At 40.2% G+C, this 16,704-nt stretch carries 16 protein-coding genes; 12 read left to right on the top strand and 4 right to left on the bottom strand.

Features of this window, described 5'->3' with window-relative positions; all coding sequences use genetic code 11:
• The 5 genes from HWQ43_RS21480 to HWQ43_RS21500 all read left to right on the top strand — a co-directional run bounded on the left by HWQ43_RS21480 (nucleotide 1) and on the right by HWQ43_RS21500 (nucleotide 3,055).
• A complete protein-coding gene (locus HWQ43_RS21480; protein ID WP_292737834.1) occupies nucleotides 1–534 on the top strand; it encodes a GAF domain-containing protein in 534 nt (177 codons plus the stop codon).
• A gap of 54 nt (nucleotides 535–588) precedes the next feature.
• The gene (locus HWQ43_RS21485; RefSeq protein ID WP_292737836.1) at nucleotides 589–2,055 is read left to right on the top strand and encodes an AAA family ATPase; all 1,467 of its coding nucleotides are present in this window, start codon (nucleotides 589–591) and stop codon (nucleotides 2,053–2,055) included.
• Nucleotides 2,052–2,324: a retron system putative HNH endonuclease gene (locus tag HWQ43_RS21490; RefSeq protein ID WP_292737838.1), complete on the top strand. Its 273-nt coding sequence runs from the start codon at nucleotides 2,052–2,054 to the stop codon at nucleotides 2,322–2,324. Before HWQ43_RS21485 ends, HWQ43_RS21490 begins: the two co-directional genes overlap by 4 nt.
• 63 nt (nucleotides 2,325–2,387) lie before the next feature.
• On the top strand, nucleotides 2,388–2,687 hold the full coding sequence (locus HWQ43_RS21495; protein ID WP_292737840.1) for a hypothetical protein: 300 nt from the start codon (nucleotides 2,388–2,390) through the stop codon (nucleotides 2,685–2,687).
• 74 nt (nucleotides 2,688–2,761) lie between these two features.
• On the top strand, nucleotides 2,762–3,055 hold the full coding sequence (locus HWQ43_RS21500; protein ID WP_292737842.1) for an antibiotic biosynthesis monooxygenase: 294 nt from the start codon (nucleotides 2,762–2,764) through the stop codon (nucleotides 3,053–3,055).
• A 391-nt stretch (nucleotides 3,056–3,446) separates the two neighbouring features.
• Here the strand turns inward: HWQ43_RS21500 and pcrA are convergent, their stop codons facing one another.
• Nucleotides 3,447–5,771: a DNA helicase PcrA gene (gene pcrA, locus HWQ43_RS21505; protein WP_292737895.1), complete on the bottom strand. Its 2,325-nt coding sequence runs from the start codon at nucleotides 5,769–5,771 to the stop codon at nucleotides 3,447–3,449.
• 178 nt (nucleotides 5,772–5,949) lie between these two features.
• On the opposite strand from pcrA, the gene HWQ43_RS21510 reads away from it, so the two are divergent.
• From HWQ43_RS21510 to HWQ43_RS21530, 5 genes are all read left to right on the top strand, one after another.
• Nucleotides 5,950–6,201: a hypothetical protein gene (locus HWQ43_RS21510; protein ID WP_292737844.1), complete on the top strand. Its 252-nt coding sequence runs from the start codon at nucleotides 5,950–5,952 to the stop codon at nucleotides 6,199–6,201.
• A gap of 35 nt (nucleotides 6,202–6,236) precedes the next feature.
• Complete coding sequence (locus tag HWQ43_RS21515; protein ID WP_366932875.1) at nucleotides 6,237–6,611, top strand: PIN domain-containing protein; 375 nt, start codon at nucleotides 6,237–6,239, stop codon at nucleotides 6,609–6,611.
• 448 nt (nucleotides 6,612–7,059) lie between these two features.
• The gene (locus tag HWQ43_RS21520; protein WP_292737848.1) at nucleotides 7,060–8,028 is read left to right on the top strand and encodes a sodium-dependent bicarbonate transport family permease; all 969 of its coding nucleotides are present in this window, start codon (nucleotides 7,060–7,062) and stop codon (nucleotides 8,026–8,028) included.
• A 4-nt stretch (nucleotides 8,029–8,032) separates the two neighbouring features.
• The gene (locus HWQ43_RS21525) at nucleotides 8,033–8,344 is read left to right on the top strand and encodes a P-II family nitrogen regulator (protein WP_292737850.1); all 312 of its coding nucleotides are present in this window, start codon (nucleotides 8,033–8,035) and stop codon (nucleotides 8,342–8,344) included.
• A 28-nt stretch (nucleotides 8,345–8,372) separates the two neighbouring features.
• Nucleotides 8,373–9,074, top strand: a complete 702-nt coding sequence (locus HWQ43_RS21530; RefSeq protein WP_292737897.1) for a carbonic anhydrase — start codon at nucleotides 8,373–8,375, stop codon at nucleotides 9,072–9,074.
• A 162-nt stretch (nucleotides 9,075–9,236) separates the two neighbouring features.
• Here HWQ43_RS21530 and HWQ43_RS21535 read toward each other — a convergent pair whose 3' ends face one another.
• Nucleotides 9,237–10,961, bottom strand: a complete 1,725-nt coding sequence (locus HWQ43_RS21535) for an ATP-binding protein (RefSeq protein WP_292737853.1) — start codon at nucleotides 10,959–10,961, stop codon at nucleotides 9,237–9,239.
• A 1,161-nt stretch (nucleotides 10,962–12,122) separates the two neighbouring features.
• Between HWQ43_RS21535 and HWQ43_RS21540 the strand changes: the two genes are divergently transcribed.
• The gene (locus HWQ43_RS21540) at nucleotides 12,123–12,560 is read left to right on the top strand and encodes a CAAD domain-containing protein (RefSeq protein ID WP_292737855.1); all 438 of its coding nucleotides are present in this window, start codon (nucleotides 12,123–12,125) and stop codon (nucleotides 12,558–12,560) included.
• Between the two features lie 285 nt (nucleotides 12,561–12,845).
• On the opposite strand, the gene HWQ43_RS21545 is transcribed toward HWQ43_RS21540, so the two are convergent.
• Both HWQ43_RS21545 and HWQ43_RS21550 read right to left on the bottom strand, forming a co-directional pair.
• Entirely contained in the window at nucleotides 12,846–14,000 is a 1,155-nt protein-coding gene (locus HWQ43_RS21545; protein WP_292737857.1) for an S-layer homology domain-containing protein, read from the bottom strand.
• Nucleotides 14,001–14,206: 206 nt separating this feature from the next.
• On the bottom strand, nucleotides 14,207–14,956 hold the full coding sequence (locus HWQ43_RS21550) for a Uma2 family endonuclease (RefSeq protein ID WP_292737859.1): 750 nt from the start codon (nucleotides 14,954–14,956) through the stop codon (nucleotides 14,207–14,209).
• A gap of 340 nt (nucleotides 14,957–15,296) precedes the next feature.
• Here HWQ43_RS21550 and HWQ43_RS21555 point away from each other — a divergent pair, with 340 nt between their 5' ends.
• The gene (locus HWQ43_RS21555) at nucleotides 15,297–16,655 is read left to right on the top strand and encodes an ATP-binding protein (protein WP_292737861.1); all 1,359 of its coding nucleotides are present in this window, start codon (nucleotides 15,297–15,299) and stop codon (nucleotides 16,653–16,655) included.
• The last annotated feature ends 49 nt before the right edge of the window (nucleotides 16,656–16,704 follow it).

Raw genomic sequence — 16,704 nt, forward strand, 5'->3', positions numbered from 1 at the left:
ATGACTCAGCAAGAACTTCCTTCTGCACTCAAAAATATTGTAGAATCATCTCAAACACCAGATGCTATATTTTCTGCACTGTTGCCAGCTGTAGGCGATTTTCTACAGTCCGACAGATGTTTTCTATACCTGCATAATCCACAAAATAACCTTGGTAGAGTTGCCTTTTGTTGGATTCGTACTCCAGATGTACCTACTGTTTATAATGAAGACTGGGCAGCACAACCCCCAACTTTAGTAGATGAAGATCCGATGTTTGCGGCTGCGCTACGTGCTGAACCTTCAATCTTTGTCGAAGATGTAGAAACTGCTGATTCTCAAGTCTTAAATCGGGAGTTTGAACAGAAGTATTTTGGACATCGCGCCCTAATTCATGCCCATATCCGCCAGGATGGTCAACTTTGGGGAATTTTACAACCATGCATTTTTGGTAATCCCAGAATTTGGACTGAAGATGAACGAGGGGTAATTAATAATCTTGTCGAAAAAATCACACCTTTTGCAATTGATTATGTCAAGTGTGCTTTTGATTAGCTGTTTTTTACCAATTTTTAGCTGTATTAAATTACGTTCAGCGTTGTTAAAACTATGAAAGTCAAGCGCTTGAAAATACAATCATTCCGTGGAATTAACGATTTGACGCTTGAGTTTGATGAAACCCAGCCAACGGTACTTATTGGTATTAATGGCGTGGGCAAATCAAATATTCTTGATTGTCTGGCTATTATTATGTCACAGGTTACGGGAAAAATTCAGGACTCTCCTGACTCTATTCGTTCCTTCAGCAAACAAGATACAAGTAGTGGTCGTAACGAAATACGCGCCGAAGTTATTACCGTGCTAGATAATTTGCAGGAAGTGCCTTTGTCTATCAATCTGTTTCAGATAGGTGATAGCAAATCATCTGCGCTGCTACAACCAGCAATGGAAGATTTTGCTGTAAATTTAGTCGCAGATATTGCAAAATTTTTAAAAAACTCAGGTAGTAAAGAATTTTCAGATATTGAATATCAAGAATTGCAAGAAATCTTAAATCCCATATTACCAACTATAGTAGATAAAATTTCTGATTCTGTCGCTACTGATATTGCTAAATCTACTAATATTTCTAGTTTTCAATACTCAAGATTAGGGCTGCAAACTACAATTGAATATCTACGTAAACAATTAGAAACTAATTCTCAATCCAATATTCATTTAGTAGTTTACTACCCTGTTAATCGCGCTGTTATTGATATGCCTTTAGAGATTTCAGAGGGAAGTTCATTTAAACAAGTGGATGCCTATAATCAGGCGCTTACGGGAGGAAGAATTGACTTCAAAATATTTTTTGAATGGTTTAGAAATCGAGAAGATTTAGAAAATGAGAGGAGAAGAGATAACCCTGATTATAGAGACAAACAATTAGAAGCAGTAAGACAGTCTATCTCTTCCTTAATACCAGAATTTTTAAACTTACAGGTTGAACGTTCTCCACTCCGAATGACTGTCAGAAAAAAAGGTGAGGAACTTATAGTGAATCAGCTATCTGATGGAGAAAAATGCCTGCTGGCTATGGTGGGAGATTTAGCAAGACGATTAGCGATCGCAAACCCTAGTTTGCCAGATCCACTCCAAGGTAGTGGTGTTGTTTTAATTGATGAAATTGAACTCCACTTACACCCTAAATGGCAACGAGAAATTATTCCTGCTTTGACAAGAACATTCCCCAATTGTCAGTTTATTGTTACCACCCATTCACCCCAGGTAATTAGCCAAGTCAAGCCTGAAGGAATTTATATTCTAGAAAAAACAGACGAAGGTGTTGTTGCTAAAAGACCAGAAAGTTCCTTTGGGAGAGACAGCAATAGAATACTAGAAGACCTCATGGGTGTTCCCGCACGTCCACAAGAAATTAAGGATCGTTTACATGAGTTATTTAGGCTCATTGATGAAGGAAATCTTGATGGTGCTAGGCAATTATCTCAGGAAATTGCTGATATTATTGGGCAAGATGAACCAGAATTAGTAAAAGCAAGTGTATCTATTCGACGCAAAGAGATTTTGAAGCGGTGAAATATATCAAAAAAAGTGAGGAGCCAGAAAGTTTTACCGTTTGGAAAAACCTAGCAAATGAAGATTGGCAACCAAGTTGGGACAACTTCAGCAAACCACAAAAAACCGATGTACATGATTCCTTATTGCAAGAACAAGGTTTTATCTGTTGCTATTGTGGAAGACGTATTACCAAAGAAATTAGTCATATTGAACATCTAAAACCTAGATATCCTAATACTGAGCTAGCGCTGGAATACACAAATATGCTGGCTTCATGTCAAAGATAAAGAGAGCGTAAAGAACCTCTGCACTGTGGAAGCAAGAAAGATCATTGGTACGATGAGAATTTGATGGTTTCACCCATAAATGCAAATTGTGAGGACTTCTTTAAGTACACCGATGACGGGCAGATTTTGGCGACAAATAATTCAAAAAAGCAGTTAGCTGCTGAAACAACAATTGATAAACTCGGACTCAATATTGATAAACTGAAAGATTTACGTGCAAAAGCTCTTGAGCCAATATTGGAAATCATCAATACAATCACAGAGGAAGACAGACAAGACTTAATTCTAGGCTTTAGTGAAACTGATTCTAAAGGATATTACGAAGAGTTTTGTGCTGCGATTATCTATTTACTAAAAAATTAGTCTTAATGGCGTAGCCCGTTGTAGACATCACATTATACTAAATAACATTAGCTTAATACTCACTGTAAAACTTTATGATTCTTGAAGCTGTGATGCTTCATATTAAACCTGGTTTGGAATCCGATTTTGAAACTGATTTCAAAAAAGCTTCTAAAATTATTTCCTCAATGGACGGATATTTATCCCATGAATTGCATAGATGTATAGAAGTCGAAGGTAAATACTTATTACTTGTCAAATGGGAAACTTTAGAATCTCATACTGTAGGATTTAGAAGTTCTGCTGAGTATCAAGAGTGGAAAAAACTTCTACATCATTTTTATGAGCCATTTCCCACTGTTGAACACTTTGAAGAAATTAAAATATGAAAAAAAACAAGTTACAAAAACTCATCCTTTGATAAATTCAGAAGAAGCTGGAGTTAATACAACTTAAGCTCAACTTCTAAATGTTGGTGTTGTAGTTACAACTAATTCGTTTTTAGATAAGTAAAACTAAAGTTGGATTTAATCAATTTAATCATTAATTATACAAAGTCCAAAATGATAAGTTAAATAGTAGTTTTAGTTAATAAAACTTCTTCCTAACTTATTAATGAACAAGTTTTAGTTAGTCCAGCACGTTGTGGAGTTACAAATGAACAAGTTTTATTCACTACAGCATGTTCTAGAGTTATAAATGCTTCTTTTGTAGTTGACACAGCTTGTTCTGTAGCAACGCACCATCAAAATATAGCCTATTTGGTCGTTTATATACCTCTTACTCTACTCGTTGCAACTGTGCTACTCTTGGGTCAACAATTTTTTGTCCCAAACTAGCAAATTTAATTGCTACAGACATCTTACTACCCGTTCCAAAAACATGCGTGATTTCGCCAAGACCAAAAGTTTTGTGTAATACTCGATCGCCTACTTGCCAATTCTGTGTTGAGTCTTGTTTTCCATTAGGAGTAGAGGCACTTTTGGTATAACTTTGACGACTCGCACGTTTGGTAGATAATAATTCTTCTGGTAATTCGTCGAGAAATTGCGATCGCATCGCAGGTTCACGAGAACCATACAAACGGCGTTCCCGCGCGTGTGATAAAAATAACCGCTCTTGAGCGCGAGTAATCCCCACATAACACAGGCGACGTTCTTCTTCCAAAGATGCGGGATCACTTAGGGAACGGTAGCCGGGAAATAGCCCCTGTTCTAATCCCACTAAAAATACTACGGGAAATTCCAAACCTTTGGAAGCGTGCAAAGTCATTAAAGAAACGGCTGTTTGTCCTTCTTTTAAGTTATCCAAATCGGAACTGAGGGCGGCGCTACTTAGAAAATCTCTTAGGGAAACCTCTTCGTTTTCTTCTTGAAATTGCAGTGCAGCGTTATAAAGTTCCTGAACGTTTTGTACCCGATCTGTGGCTTCATCTGTGCCTTGATTCATCAAGTCTTGAACGTAACCAGAATCTTCTAATATTCCTTGCAAAACCTCAGTCACAGGAAGCGTGCTGACTTGTGCTTGCCAACGGCTGATCGTTGCGGCAAAGTTATTTACAGCTTTTGTCGCCCGTCCAGCTAATGTATTAACTGATGTTTCGTCGCTGAGGATTTCCCACAAAGTTGTCCCTAATTGCTGAGATGCGTTCATCAAAGCGTCAATAGTGGTTTTGCCAATTCCCCGCCTGGGAGTATTAATAACTCGTAATAAACTGACTGTATCAGCTGGGTTATTTATCGCTCTTAAATAAGCAACGACATCTTTAATTTCTTTGCGATCGTAAAACCTCATTCCTCCGACAACTGTGTAAGGAATTTGATATTTCACCAACAATTCTTCAAATGGCCGAGATTGGGCATTCGTCCGATAAAGTATGGCAAAACTACCCCAGTTTAACTCTGGATTTTGCTGTTCTAAAGTGCTAATTTGATTAATTACAAATGCCGCTTCTGCAAGTTCTTCATCGGCTTTGTGACAAGTAATCTGTTCACCCGTCCCCCGCGTCGCTTTCAGGACTTTATCAATCCGTTGGGTGTTATTTTCAATCAGTTCATTAGCCGCTTGCAGAATGTTTTCACAAGAACGATAGTTTTCTTCCAACTTAACCATTGTTCGAGTATCATCATCTACCAAACCATCGCCAAAGTCTTCCTGAAATCCTAGCAAGATGGTGAAATCTGCCATCCGAAAGCTGTAAATTGATTGGTCTGCATCACCAACAACAAAAACTGAGCGATTTTCCCATTGCCATTCGCTCTTTTTGGTTTCGCCATTAGTAACTAATAAATTAATCAGTTGATACTGAGTGCGGTTAGTATCCTGATATTCATCTACGAGGATATGACGAAACTTGCGATGCCAGTAACCCAATACCTGCTCGTTTTGTTGAAATAATCTAGTAGGTACAAGAATAAGATCGTCAAAGTCTAGAGCGTTGTTTTGTGCTAACTTATCTTGATATAAATTGTAAACTTGGGCAATCACGCGTCCGCGATAATTGGGTTGATCTTGCTCAAATTCTTGGGGTGATAAACCTTGGTTTTTAGCATTACTAATAGCGTAGCGAACAGAGCGGGCATCAAACTTCTTATCGTCTAAATTTAGCTCTTTATTAACGATTTCTTTGATCAGACTGATAACATCTGATTCATCAAAAATAGAGAAATTACGATTCCACTTGCGTCCTTTTTCGTCTACGTATTTTTCAATATCAAAGCGCAGAATACGAGAAAATAGACTGTGGAAAGTGCCACACCATAAATCTTTGATCGTGTTTTTGTAAACTTGCGATCGCAGTAGCGTTTGTTGATATTCTGTCAACAAATCCAACCGCTGTCCGTGTTGTTTCATTGCCAGTTGTTCCGCAAACAGCCGTTGAATCCGTTCTTTCATCTCCCGCGCGGCTTTATTGGTAAAAGTAACCGCCAGGATATTTTCTGGATCAACACGGTGTTTCAGAATCAGATTTGCAATACGATAAGTCAGCGCTCGTGTTTTACCGGAACCTGCGCCAGCAACAACTAGCAACGGGCCGCAGTAGTGTTCGACAGCTTGACGTTGACTAGGGTTAAGGTGACTGAGAAAGTCGATGGTTGTTGTCATGGATGTGAAAAAGCGATGTCTCCGACGGGCTACGCCTACGCCTGGTGTCACATCAATAGAGAGTCGCTATTGCCCAGGTTACAATATCCTAACGAAACTTGGTCAATAAAGATTGTGTGGCAATATTCTTAACCAGAATGGTACTCTATCATGATTTATGTAGAAGCAAGAAAAAGCTATGCTGTCAGTCAAAGGCACATTCCAAAACGGTGTGGTTCATCCTAACGAACCAATTGAAGGGCATGAGGGGCAGTCAGTGATAATTGTGTTTGTCGAAGAAAACTGCACACCTGAGCCAGCAATGCCAGAAGACTCAGATTGGGATAAGCTGAGGCAGTTGATTAAAAACTGTGTAGTTGATACAGATATTAGCGATTTGGCACAGCAGCATGACCATTATCTCTATGGAATGCCAAAGCGAGAATCATAACGTTGGCAAAAGTTTTTGTCTTCACAGCTGCCTGAATTGCCCTTCTTAATGTTAGGGATAATCTTCATCACCAGGCAAATGAGGTAATGGATAGACTTCTACGCTTAGAAACGCCTTTGGTGACAACAGAGTTTGTACTATTGAAGGTTGCAGATGCTCTGTGTACACCAGTCAGCCGTATTCAGACAATTGCTTTCATCAACAGTTTGAGAGTTTTAAAAAGTGTGCAAATCATCCCTCTCGACCAAAAATTGCTGGATGAAGGTTGGATTTTATACAGCCAGCGTCCTGATAAAGATTGGGGACTAACTGACTGTATTAGCTTTGCGGTGATGACACAGGAGGGGATTACTCAAGCCTTTACATCTGACCGTCATTTTGAGCAAGCAAGATTTACAAAACTGTTGTAAATCAAAAAATACTGGGATTTAGACAAAGTTTGTATTGTGGCAATTCATGAATTGCCCTGATAATACGTTAATTTTTCTACGTAGAAAAGTTAGCCACTAGTTATTCCTGCGCGTTGTGTCGTAAAATCAGCCACGGGGAATCAAACATCAAAACATAATGAACAAGCTCTAACTTGTTCTGTTGTCAACAGTAGGGGCAATTAAATTAATAAATTGCCCCAATACGTTTTCGTGGGGACATGACAATGTTTCCTAGACCGTGGTTTATTTGCTTGAAAAACGCTGTAATACCTAACTGAAAGTATAGTCACCAATAAGACTATTCACTCTTTGAGTACCCAATTGACATTAGGTAGCAATACAAGATACATCATCATTGAACCGTTAAATTTTTAAAGATGAAAAATTTCTTTAATTGCAGGTTTCACAAGTATAAAGAGGGGTGGATATGGATTTTAGCTTAATTGTATCCAATATTTTGAATCCGCCGATTCTGTTTTTCTTTTTAGGCATGACTGCTGTTTTTGTCAAGTCTGATCTAGAAATTCCCCCACCAGTACCCAAACTCCTTTCGTTGTATTTGCTATTTGCCATTGGTTTTAAAGGAGGGGTAGAACTAATCAAAAGCGGACTGAATCAGGAGGTAATTCTAACACTCATGGCAGCAATGCTGATGGCTTGTTTTGTTCCAATTTACACCTTTTTTATCTTAAAGTGGAAACTGGATACTTACGATGCTGCGGCGATCGCAGCAACCTACGGTTCTATCAGTGCCGTCACTTTCATCACCGCCGGCGCTTTTCTGAGTGAGCTTGGTATTCAGTATGATGGTTACATGGTAGCAGCTCTGGCCCTGATGGAATCTCCGGCGATCATTGTTGGTCTGATTTTGGTAAGTATATTCACCGCAGATGAAAAGCGAGAGTTTGCTTGGTCGGAAGTTTTGCAAGAAGCATTTCTTAATAGTTCAGTTTTTCTACTAGTCGGTAGCCTCTTAATCGGCGTCTTGACAGGAGAACGTGGTTGGCACGTATTAGAACCCTTTACTCAGGGGTTGTTTTATGGCATTCTCACCTTCTTTTTATTGGATATGGGACTGGTGGCTGCCAGAAGAATTAAAGACTTGCAAAAAACCGGAGTTTTCCTGATTTTATTTGCCATACTAATTCCAATACTCAATGCAGGCATTGGGTTAGTGATTGCCAAATTCATCGGTATGCCTCAGGGAAATTCGCTGTTATTCGCTGTATTGTGTGCCAGCGCTTCTTACATTGCTGTGCCAGCAGCAATGCGGATGACTGTTCCCGAAGCAAATCCCAGCCTATATGTTTCTACCGCTCTAGCAGTCACATTTCCGTTCAATATTATTGTGGGAATTCCGCTATATCTCTACGGAATTAACCTATTCTGGAGGTAATAATATGCACGTAGTTAAAAAGATAGAAATTATCGCCAACTCTTTTGAACTTGCCAAAATTTTAGATAGTTTAGACAAGTCCGGTGTACATAGTCATGCCGTCATTAGAAATGTTGTTGGTAAAGGATTACGAGGAACAACAGAAGATTTAGACATGACCATGCTTGATAATGTTTACATCCTCGCATTTTGTATGCCAGAACAACTCAAGCGTGTTGTCGAAAATATCAGACCACTCCTGAATAAATTCGGAGGTACTTGTTACGTTTCCGATGTGATGGAAATTCGCTCTGTCAGATGTATCGCGTCTCTGTAAGAGAGTTATAAATTCAATGAAACATTTCATGGAACGTCGTGACTTTTTAAAGTTGGGAATGACCGGGGCATTTGGGATGATGCTATCTGCCAGCGATTTACTCTGGCGGGTTGAACAGGCGAAAGCTGCCGAAATCCCCTCAACTTCTGCTGAATCCCTCACTCCCGATGCAGCCTTACAAAAGCTGATCGAGGGAAATCAGCGATTTGTCGATCATCATCCTCAATACCCCGATCAATCTGAGCTGCGGTTGCACGAAGTTGCTCAAGCTCAACATCCATTTGCAACTATTCTTAGTTGTGCGGATTCACGAGTCCCCGCAGAAATTGTTTTCGATCAAGGGATTGGGGACATCTTTGATGTGCGGATTGCCGGAAATATTGCCACACATGAAGCGATCGGCAGTATTGAGTATGCCGTTGTTTTATTAGGTTCTCCACTGCTGATGGTGATGGGGCATGAACGTTGTGGGGCTGTAACCGCAGCTGTCCAAAATGAATCGTTACCCGGTGATATTAGTACTTTTGTGAAGGCAATTAAGCCAGCCCTGAAAAAGGTCAAAGATCAGCCCGGTGATGCGGTTGAAAATGCTGTGGTGGCAAATGTGCAATATCAAATTGAACGCTTGAAGCGATCGCAGCTTTTAAGTGAGCAGGTGCAGTCTGGCAAATTAAAAATCGTGGGGGGTCGTTACGACTTGGATACTGGAAGGGTAAATATTATTACTTAGTTTGGGAGGCAGGGGAGGCAGGGGAGGCAGGGGAGGCAGGAGGAGAATTCGTAACTCCTAACTCTTGACTCAGCACTCCTCACGGGCTAAACGCCCCGCTACTGCTAACAGCACTCGGAACTGTTTTGCCCAATGCCCAATGCCCAATGCCCAATGCCCCATTTAATCCAGCGCAGTCATTGGCAGACGAATAGTGAAAGTAGAACCAATTCCTGGCTGACTTTTGACAATAATTTCACCACCCATCATCTGGCAAAAGTGGCGGCTGATTGCTAACCCCAGTCCCGTACCGCCATACTTTTTCGTAGTTGAAGTATCACCTTGTGTAAAAGGTTGAAATAACTGCTGCTGTTGACGGTTAGACATACCGATACCTGTGTCGGTAACGGTAAAAGTAATCATACCTAAAGGAGCATCCGATCGGAATTCATCCTTTTCTCTGTTGACTGTCAGCGTCACCTTGCCGTTTGTAGTAAATTTACTGGCGTTGCTGAGTAAGTTTAACAATACCTGCCGCATCCTAGTTTGATCGGCGTACATGGTGCCAAGTTGCTCATCAAAATCCACTTCTAAAACATTGGCATTTTTTTCGATAGCTGGCTTGACTGTGAGAACAACGTTATGAATCAGCGTTGAAATCTCGAATGTCTCAGGATACAGGGTCATTTTCCCCGCTTCAATTTTTGACAAGTCGAGGATTTCATTAATCAAGTGCAGTAGATGCTTACCAGCAGCGTTAATTGTTTCTAAATCTGTAATAAAATCTGCCGATAAACCAAGATCGGTAGCGTCGTCTTCTAGTAGTTGGCTTAAGCCGATGACAGCATTTAATGGTGTGCGTAATTCGTGGCTGACATTGGCCAAAAATACGCTTTTTGCTTTGCTAGCAGCTTCGGCTAATTCTTTAGCTTGTTGTAGTTCTTTTGTTCGCTGAGATACTCGCTCAATCAGATGATTTAGAGATTTGGCGAGTAGGCCAATTTCATCTTCAGTGGTGACGGGCGCTCGCAAGTCGAAATTATGTTTCCTTGCAACTTGTTCAGCTACTTGGGTTACAGTGATCACTGGTTCAGCGATCGCTCGACTGGTACGCCAAGCTACAATGGCTGCGATCGCTACCGAAACCAGCATACTCACGATCACGATGAAGCGCTCAACTATTTTCGCCTGCTCAACGGCTTTTTGCCTTTCTTGCTCTTGATCTTCAGCAGTTTGCAAGATGTTAGTCAAGCTTTGAGAAAGCTGTTCTAGCTGCATGGCTGTTTCACCACGCATTATTATTAATAACTGCGAGCGGGCCGAAGAAATCTTCTGAGGCTGCACTTTTGGGGAGTCAATTTTCTGTAAGACGACCTCGATTTGGTCAACGTAGGCTTTTAAATTAGTCTTATAATCCAGCAATAAAGTCTGTAAAGTCGAACTTGTTGCTGCTAGTCTTTTAGGTTTACTATCGAGAAATCCGCCAATTTTTGACTCTAGTTGCTTGGCTTTTTCAACATTCTTCAGAAAATCAGCTTTTTTGCTTTGCAGTTGTTGTGAATTTTCTAATACAGCAACTAGGTTAGAACTATGTAATTGCGCCCCTACTACTGCATCTTTATAATTACTCAGTAGTTGTCCTTGTTCATAAGCTTGATTGAATTGTCTAACTTCCCTTCCCCGGTAGTAATTAGCAATCACTAACCCAGTCAGTGAGCCAAAAAAGCCAATTCCGATAGCTACAAAGTATCCATAGCCAATTTTTTGATGGATACGCCAAGAACTAGCTTTGAGTTTTCCTCTTGAAGGAAATTCTATAGTTGGGAGTTCGTCTGTCGATGGCTCTTCGGCTGACACTTTTTTGCTTTCTGAACTGCTGTAGATAGGGGTTGGCTTTTGAGTTGGCATTTCTCAAACCTCCTTGCCTTCCCGCAAAAATAATCAAATTAGTTTAGATTGTCAAAATACCTTAATTAGTCATTAACATCTACATTATCTTCTTTTATCGCAAGAGCAAATCATTGCTTGCTAGATAATTAGCATTACCTTAGATTATATAAGTAAATTTTACAACTAGTTTGCTAAGTATAATTACTAAATTTAATAGAGTTCACTTTTTTTACGAGCAATGATATAGTTTCATGCACTAAAGACCCGCCTGAGAGCGTCTTACCCTTAGCACGCTACTTTCCACAATATGCAGTTGATAGCAAGCAATGAGTTCTTGCGATCGCCTACGCCACTACTCTACCTTACTGCTTCTTTATAAAATTAATACAATCAGGAAAAAAACAAAAGGCTTGATACTTCTTGGGGATTAGGGTTTGGGCAAAAGATTGCTGTTAGCGGATCGCTAGGGTTGAGCCAGTGCTAAGTTTTGTTTATGAAAAAAAGTGAAGGTTTAAAACCTCACCTCTTGTGGCGCGAACGCGAGTGCGTCTCGTAGAGAAAGAATCCTTGTTTCCCAAGGTAGGTAGAAACTCCACCCTTTGTGGGTGGCTGAATTTAATTTTTAATTTTGAATTGATTCATCTGCTTTTCCCCTTGCCCACCTCATCCCAGGCACATATATCATAAAGTAGGTTAAAAGTCTAGTCTGTATGAACACACAAAAATTTTTATTACGTATTAATATCAATACGAATGCGTTAATTGACGAACGCGGCTTAAGATAGCTTTAATATCGGATAAAATCGGCTTCTAGGCTTATATAAATGAGAAGTGGAGTGGATTTATTGCATGATTTGTACTTAGATTTAGTACGATTATGAGCAAATGACACGGAATGGGATAATCACAACCTGGGGAATCCAGTTAATTCCAAAAATAGAACTCAGGAAGTTGATTATAATACATCCTGTTGCATTCTGAGTTCTATCCTCCTCCTGACTGTCTACCTTGTAGTTGATGCAGTAGATAGTACGGGGCAACTATGGTTATAGGACACTAAAATCTTTTTGTGCCTTTCACCAAATTGTACTGATACACAAGTACATTAACTAATCAGCAACCTTTTGGTTGTAATTATCCAGATTAGAAAACTCAACTGTCAAATTAATAGGAGTGAAAATGCCAGAACAAGAATTTACCGAAACCGCATCTAAAGAGACTACAGTGGCAGAGATCAACAACCAAACGGGAACCATCACCAAACTCCAGCCTCCGGCACAGCCTCAAGACGAATGGGTAAAATACGGGGAGCAAATTTCTACCTTTTTAGCAACATTACCAGAATATCTGGGAAGCTTCTTTAATCAATATAAGCAACCCCTGGTAACAGTTGGTTTAATTGTAGGATCAATTGTTGCTGTTAAAGTACTCTTGGCAATATTGGATGCTTTGAATGATATTCCCTTAGTAGCACCTACTTTTGAGTTGATCGGTATTGGTTACTCTGCCTGGTTTGTTTACCGCTATTTACTCAAAGCCTCAACCAGGAAAGAGTTAACTAGTGAAATCACCACTCTTAAATCACAAGTTGTCGGTAAACAAATTCCAGAAGCTTAATATCTAATTATCGCTTCTTTATGAGACGCTACGCGTAGCTTGCTCTGTGTAGAAGTACGCTCTAATTCCAAATCACTGAAGTATGAACGCCGACTTCCGGCGTTCCTACTTCTCTCAAAATTCTTTACGAAGTTTAGTAACACTTAGTATAAAATTCGCTCCTTATCAATCTTCATCGAATTACGAATTACTTTAGCGCAGCGTTAGCGAGTACGCGAGAGTCCGCAGGAGCTTCATTACGAATTACGTTAGCGCAGCGGGGCGTAGCCCATTACGAATTAGTAATTATTGTTGAGACGAACCTCTGGTGGGCAATTTAACTTTTGGGTTCGGTTTTGCAGCCTGTGGAAGTTCTGGAGATATTTTGGGGGATGATCGCACTATATTAGAAGATGTAATTGCCGACAGTTTACCCCGTTTGACTAAAGCTTGATGAATCATCGCCGCCACTTCTGCCCGACTAGCTACTTTGTTGGGATCGAGGATTTGGGGATTTGGATAGTTAACTACTAGACCATTGGTTGTAGCAGCGGCGATTTTGCCGATAGCATAAGGCGGAATATCTTTAGCATCTTTATAGATACTGATAATCTGATTTGGGGAAGTGGGTGCTTTCAAATTCAACCCACTGACAAGGGCAACTAAAACTTGTACTCGTGAAATATTTTGTTGTGGTTTGAAGGTTTTTTTCGGGTAGCCTTTGAGAAATCCCGCACTGATGGCTTGATCAATTGCTGGAGTCGCCCAGAATTTTGTTGGTACATCTTGAAATGCGATCGCAGTCTTAGACGGGTCTTGGTCAAAAGCTTTTTCTAGTATGGCAGCAAATTCAGCGCGATTTACAGGCTGATTTGGTCTAAAAGAATAATCAGGAAACCCTTTGAGAATCCCACGGGCAGAAAGAACGTCTATAAAACGCCGACTCCAAAAGTTATTGGGCACATCGTTAAATGCAATTGGCGGCGGAATGATTGATTTTGGTCTTGCCGGAGTTACTAAAGGCAGCGCTGATGATTTAATTGATGATTCAAGTTCTGTTGGAGGAGATACAGGTGTTTGTGCTTTTGGGGATTGAGTCGGAACTACCAGAACAGATGGTAATACTCGGCGGAAAGGAGTTGCACTGTTAGTTGGGGATGAACGTGTCGTGGGTTCAACAACAACTTCAGGTGGAGAATATGGCAAAACATTGTGGGGGACTGCATAAGGTTCTACTTTGGCAGTAGGAGGGAGCAATACTTGATTTGGTTGAACACTAGGAGACGGAGTGGAAGAAGGCAACAGCAGCCCGTTTAAGTTCCAACCAGAATCTCTGCGGGACAATGACCAAAAAAGAATCGCTCCGATAGTGGTGAAGGCAACCAGAATGGCTATAAATTCATCAAAGCCAAGGGCAGTTTTTTGAGATGACTCCTGTTCGGAAGGAGGTCTATTTGTCATCGTGATTACCCTGGTAGCAGTAAAATTTGTGTCTAAACAAATTAAGCCACAGATGACTCTTTTACACCAGCCCTTTTTTAATTCGTAATTCGTAGTAGGTAAGCTGTTACGTATACAACTTAGATTATCAGGGCGGGCAAGATGCCCACCCCACAATCATATTGGAAAAATATTAGTGCAAATTAGAGGCGCAACGGCTTAATATATCAGGTTTCTGGTTCAATACCGAGCGATCGCAATTGGGCAGCTAGGCGATCGGCTCTTTCGCGTTCTTGTTCTGCTCTTTGGGATTCCTGTTCGGCTCTTTCATCGCCACTCAACAACAAATTGCCTTGTAAATCCCACCAACGCAGCCAGGGTAATTCCACATTCTGATAAACTCCTAGCCATAAACCTAATTCAACACCCAAAGCAACTATAGGATAATGTCCTCGTTCATTTGCTGATAATATTTGATACCGTCCTTCAATCAGATGATAAACCTCTAGGTTGGCTTTACTCGCTTCATAAATGCCGTAGAAGGGAGGACGAATCACTTGCTCATAAATCCAAAATTTACCCTTCAAAGGAGTTTGATCCCGTTCTTCACTACCGTCCCCAGAGACAAATTCTAAGACAATCAACGGGGCAATAAACTCTCGCCACAACACATAAGAACGTCGCGTTTGCCCATTGAGCAAAAATGGTACATTCGGTACATAAAACCAATCTGGTGCTTCTGCACCTTTTTCCAGGGGATCGGTCAAGCGCCAGTAAATGCCTAAGTCTTGCCCTATACAGTATTCACCTTCAGGATTTAATTGTTTGAGGATGGGTGTAATAGAGTCAGTTAGTAAAATGCTTTGGGGATGCTCTTGCCAATTTTTCACAAAAGTGCCATCGGACTCAGGAAGTTGAGTATGATCCGGAAAGGGGAAAGGAGTGAGAGCGTTGGGTGGATCGGTTACAGAGGTCATAACGCTACCTTTGCACTCTTCGTAAAGGTTATTTTTAGTTTAGCTTGCGATCGCTTTCTCAATATTTTCCACCCAGATTATCAATTGCACGCCAATTACTTCCAGTCGCCTGAGAAAGATTTTCAGCTTGAAAGACCACTAGTAGCGCAAGGCGGAATTAAAAATTAAAGATTAAAAATGAATACAGTATAAGGGTTTCGTTGATTTGGAATGATTGGTTTATTTCCGCCGTGTTGTACTAGTTTTATTAGATACCTAAACTCAAATCGGATTTTGAGGGTGGCAGAATGTAGAATATTAACTTATTCTTTACCTGTATTTGAAAAAATCAGGGTGTCTAGTGCCAGAAGAATTCAGTTGCCAAATCTCACCGCCATTTTTGTCTGAGGGTAGCGATCGCGATCTTGGTTTAGAGTCCACCCTCCAAGAACTACCAATGTATAACTTCTCGGTGGAAATCAACCACACTGGTATGGAAGTGGCTAGTTTTTTGGAAAAATATCCCCTGCTACCAGGAGTAATTTTGGTAGAACAGGGACAATTCATTGGAATGATTTCTCGGCGGCGACTGCTGGAATTTTTGATTCGCCCCTATGGACAAGAGTTATTTGTTCAGCAACCATTAGCCGTTCTCTACAGCTATGCGCGGACATCGATGTTGCTTGTTACTGATACAACATCGATTTTAACAACAATGCAACTTAGCTTAAAGCGATCGCCAGAATTATTAGCAGAACCAATTGTAATACAAACCGAATCTGGTGCTTATAGATTATTAGATGTCCAAGAATTGAATATTATTTCTTGGCAAATTAGAGGAATCGACAATCTAGTGCGGTATGAACGTAGCCAAGCCCAATTGATTCAAAATGATAAAATGGCAAATCTGGGGCGTTTGGTTGACGGCGTAGCGCACGAAATTTTAGACCCAGTAGGTTTTATTTGGGGTAACATAACTTATGTTTCAACCTACAGCCAAGATTTACTCAAACTGATAGCAGCTTACGATCAAGAGTTACCATCAGTTTCTCAGGCAATTAATCAGATAAAAGAAGAAATTGAATTTGATTTTTTAGAACAAGATTTGTCGCGATCGCTTGCGAGTATCCGCACCGGAGCAGAAAGATTAAAGAAACTCGTCACTAGTCTACAAAACTTCTGTCATATCGATGAACTCTATCCTAAACCAGTAGATTTACATGCCTGTATAGATAGTATTATTCTGTTAATAAATAGCAGGATTCAAGGAGAAATTGAAATCGTCAAATACTACGGACAATTACCGCCCGTGTATTGCTTTATGGGGCAATTAAACCAGGTTTTGATGAATATTTTAAGTGAAGTTGTGGATACTTTACTCAATGAAGCAGTGCGACAACAGTTAAATTTAGAAGAGACAAAGATTATTCAAAAACCCCGAATTGAGATTACCACAGAAGTTATATCACAAGAAGCAAGCAACCCAGATGCACCAGATTCTCGCTGGGTTTTAATTCGCATTGCTGACAATGGCTCTGGAATGTCTAAAGAATTACAGCAGCAAATTATGGAGTCTTTCTCTCTGGAAACAAAGAATGGTAAAAATACTAGTTTAGCCGTAAGTTATCGAATTATCACTGTGAGACATGGCGGTAAATTGAATTTTCATTCACAGATTGATATAGGTACAAAATTTGAAATTTTATTGCCTTTAGTTTGATTGATTCTAAATTACGAATTACGAATTACGTTAGCGCAGCGGGGCGTAG

Source organism: Nostoc sp. JL31, from assembly GCF_017114965.1.
Lineage (GTDB): Bacteria > Cyanobacteriota > Cyanobacteriia > Cyanobacteriales > Nostocaceae > Nostoc > Nostoc punctiforme_A.